Origin of the sequence: Pseudomonas brassicae, from assembly GCF_010671725.1 — a bacterium.
Lineage (GTDB): Bacteria > Pseudomonadota > Gammaproteobacteria > Pseudomonadales > Pseudomonadaceae > Aquipseudomonas > Aquipseudomonas brassicae.
Map to the genome: position 1 here is coordinate 1 of NZ_JAAHBU010000467.1, position 3058 is coordinate 3058.

Annotated in this window: 4 protein-coding genes; all 4 read right to left on the reverse strand. The window is 62.1% G+C overall.

Going from position 1 to position 3058, the window contains the following annotated elements; translation table 11 throughout:
• Positions 1 to 136 precede the first annotated feature (136 nt).
• Entirely contained in the window at positions 137 to 1063 is a 927-nt protein-coding gene (gene tal, locus G3436_RS24520) for a transaldolase (RefSeq protein ID WP_163950496.1), read from the reverse strand.
• A gap of 120 nt (positions 1064 to 1183) precedes the next feature.
• Entirely contained in the window at positions 1184 to 2194 is a 1011-nt protein-coding gene (gene dusA / locus G3436_RS24525; protein ID WP_163950499.1) for a tRNA dihydrouridine(20/20a) synthase DusA, read from the reverse strand.
• 278 nt (positions 2195 to 2472) lie between these two features.
• The gene (locus tag G3436_RS24530; protein WP_163950501.1) at positions 2473 to 2658 is read right to left on the reverse strand and encodes a hypothetical protein; all 186 of its coding nucleotides are present in this window, start codon (positions 2656 to 2658) and stop codon (positions 2473 to 2475) included.
• A 29-nt stretch (positions 2659 to 2687) separates the two neighbouring features.
• The coding region (locus G3436_RS24535; protein ID WP_243667305.1) for a hypothetical protein at positions 2688 to 3058 on the reverse strand (371 nt) is incomplete at its 5' end.

A 3058-nucleotide genomic window follows, 5' to 3' on the forward strand; every position in this document is an offset into this window, starting at 1 on the left:
CGCCGGCAAGGCCGGCTCCTGCAGTGAGGATCAGACGTGTAGGAGCCGGCCTGCCGGCGAAGAGGCCAGCAAGACCCAAAGCGCAAGGCAATGGATCCTCCGCCGTCATCCGTTCACTGGCAAATCCGGATTTGTATCAGGCTTTTGCGGCCAACAACGCTTCCAGCTTCTCTTGATCGCGCGCGAACTGACGGATGCCTTCGGCGAGTTTTTCGGTCGCCATGGCGTCCTCGTTGGACAGCCAGCGGAACTGGCTTTCGTCCAGTGTCAGGCGCGGCTCACCGGCCTTGCCCGGCACCAGCTTGCGTTCCAGGCGGCCCTGGTCATCGCTCAGCTGTTGCAGCAGTTCGGGACTGATGGTCAGGCGGTCGCAGCCTGCCAGTTGCTCGATCTGGCCGATGTTGCGAAAGCTCGCGCCCATGACCACGGTGTCGTAGCCATTGGCCTTGTAGTAGTCGTAGATACGAGTGACCGACTGCACGCCCGGGTCTTCGGCGCCGACGTACTCCTTGCCGGTGGACTTCTTGTACCAGTCGTAGATACGGCCCACGAACGGCGAGATCAGGAACACCCCGGCATCGGCACAGGCGGCGGCCTGGGCGAAGGAGAACAGTAGGGTCAGGTTGGTCTGGATGCCTTCCTTTTCCAGCACCTCGGCGGCGCGGATGCCTTCCCAGGTGGAGGCCAGCTTGATCAGCACGCGATCGCGGCCAATCCCGGCCTTGTCGTACAGCTCGATCAACTGGCGGGCCTTGGCCAGCAGGGCAGGCTGATCGAACGACAGGCGTGCATCCACTTCGGTGGAGATGCGCCCGGGGATGACCTTGAGGATACCGCTGCCGACCGACACCGCGAACGCATCACAGGCCAGGCCCAGGTCGCCCTTGCTGTGCCTGACCGCTTCGTCGAGCAGTTCGGCATAGCCGGGCATGGCCGCGGCCTTGAGCAACAGGGACGGGTTGGTGGTGGCATCGACCGGCTTGAGCCGGCTGATTGCATCGATGTCGCCGGTGTCGGCAACGACCGTGGTGAACTGCTTGAGTTGTTCCAGCTTGGAAGTCATGAGCGTGCTCTGTCCTGTGCGGTTCGACGACATTACCCGAGCGCTGCCGGGCGCTCAAGGGCTGTGCGGCAGGCATCGGCTAGGGGATACCGATTGGAGTGTCGAAGCGCGCGCAGGTTCCTAGCGCCCTTGCAGCAGCAGGCCGGCCTGGTCGAGCAGGCCGAGCGGGTCCTGGCTTTTGTGGATATCGACCGACAGCAGTTGGCGGAACTTGCGCGCCCCTGGGAAACCCTGGCCCAGGCCGAGGATATGGCGGGTGATGTGGTGCATGGCGCCGCCACTTTCCAGGTGCCTGGCGATGTAGGGGCGCAGCCTGGCCAGGGCTTCACTGCGGCTGATCACTGGCGCGTCGCTGCCAAACAGCTGCTGGTCGACTTCGGCCAGTACATAGGGGTTGTGATACGCCTCGCGGCCGAGCATCACGCCGTCGAAGGTCTGCAGGTGCTGTTGGCATTCGGCGAGGGTCTTGATGCCGCCGTTGAGGATCAGTTCCAGGTCGGGGAAATCGGTTTTCAGCTGTGCAGCGATGTCGTAGCGCAGCGGCGGGATTTCGCGGTTTTCCTTGGGCGAAAGGCCTTCCAGGATCGCGATGCGTGCGTGCACGGTAAAACTGCGGCAGCCGGCGTCGCGTACCTGCCCGATGAAATCGCAGAGCTCGGCATAGCTGTCGCGGCCGCTGATGCCGATGCGATGCTTGACCGTGACGGGGATCTGTACCGCGTCGAGCATGGCCTTGACGCAGTCGCCCACCAGCGCCGGGTGGCCCATCAGGCAGGCGCCGATCATGTTGTTCTGCACGCGGTCGCTGGGGCAGCCGACATTCAGGTTCACTTCGTTGTAGCTGGCGTTCTGTGCCAGCACAGCGCAGGCGGCCAGATCGGCCGGCACGCTGCCGCCCAGTTGCAGGGCCAGCGGGTATTCCGCTTCATCGTGGCGCAGGAAGCGCTCGGCATCGCCATTGAGCAGCGCGCCGGTGGTGACCATCTCGGTGTAGAGCAGGGCGTTGCGCGAGAGCAGGCGCAGGAAGTAGCGGCAGTGGCGGTCAGTCCAATCCATCATCGGTGCAACGCTGAACCGGCGGGACACTGTAGCGCCTGTATTTACGGGAGATGCCGCTGAATTCTGTACCATTTTGCTCTACGTGTTGAGTGTCTGTTTGCAGGGGGAGCGCACACGGTGTGATGGCGCCCAAACGCGCTGATTGCAGCCACGGCTGCCCAGCACAGCTACGTTTGCCTCGTGATGGCCTGCAAGTTTACCAACACCGCCAGGCCTGCGTGCGAAAACACACCGCTTACCCTCCCAAGCGACGCTGCAAGTCTGCTCAACGCCATGGCGAATCCGCCGAGGGGCGGTTGAGCAACCAGCCCCCGGGCACCCGGGCCTCGGTTACGTTGCCGCGCCTGCCCTCAATGCTTGGTTTCGCCTGCCGCCATCCGTCCCGGTTGGTCCAGCGCAACCTGCATCGCCTCAAGCGAGCGACTGATCAGCGCCGCTTCGTCATGTTTGCCGGCCGCAATCAGTCGATCACGCTCCTTCTGCAGGTTCTCGGCATGTTCGTTCAGGCCAGCCGCAGCTTCCCAGTACTCATCCATGTACTTCTCCTCAATAGGGGGCAATACGTTCAATCGTGTTCCTGAGCCAGGTAGATCAGTTCACTGTCGAAAAGGTTGAGCAGCATCTGCACGGAAAGCGGTTCGACGATGTCGCCCACAAGGTGGGTAATGCGCACGCAAGCCCCCGACTTTTCCAACACTTGCACAAGATTCAGCAGCCTCTTCTGCTGTGAAAGTACCCCGTCTTCGTCGGACATTTCTAGGGGAAAATCTTGTGTGTCGACATGGACCACAGGCTCTGTAGTCCCGATCCTACGCATTAGCACCGACACGCTTTCTTCTGAAAAACTTCGCAACAGTTTGACGATGCTGGGCTTGTGGTCGGCCTGGGTGATGGCGATGGCGTACTCGGACATGCGTGATGAACTCGTTGATGTAA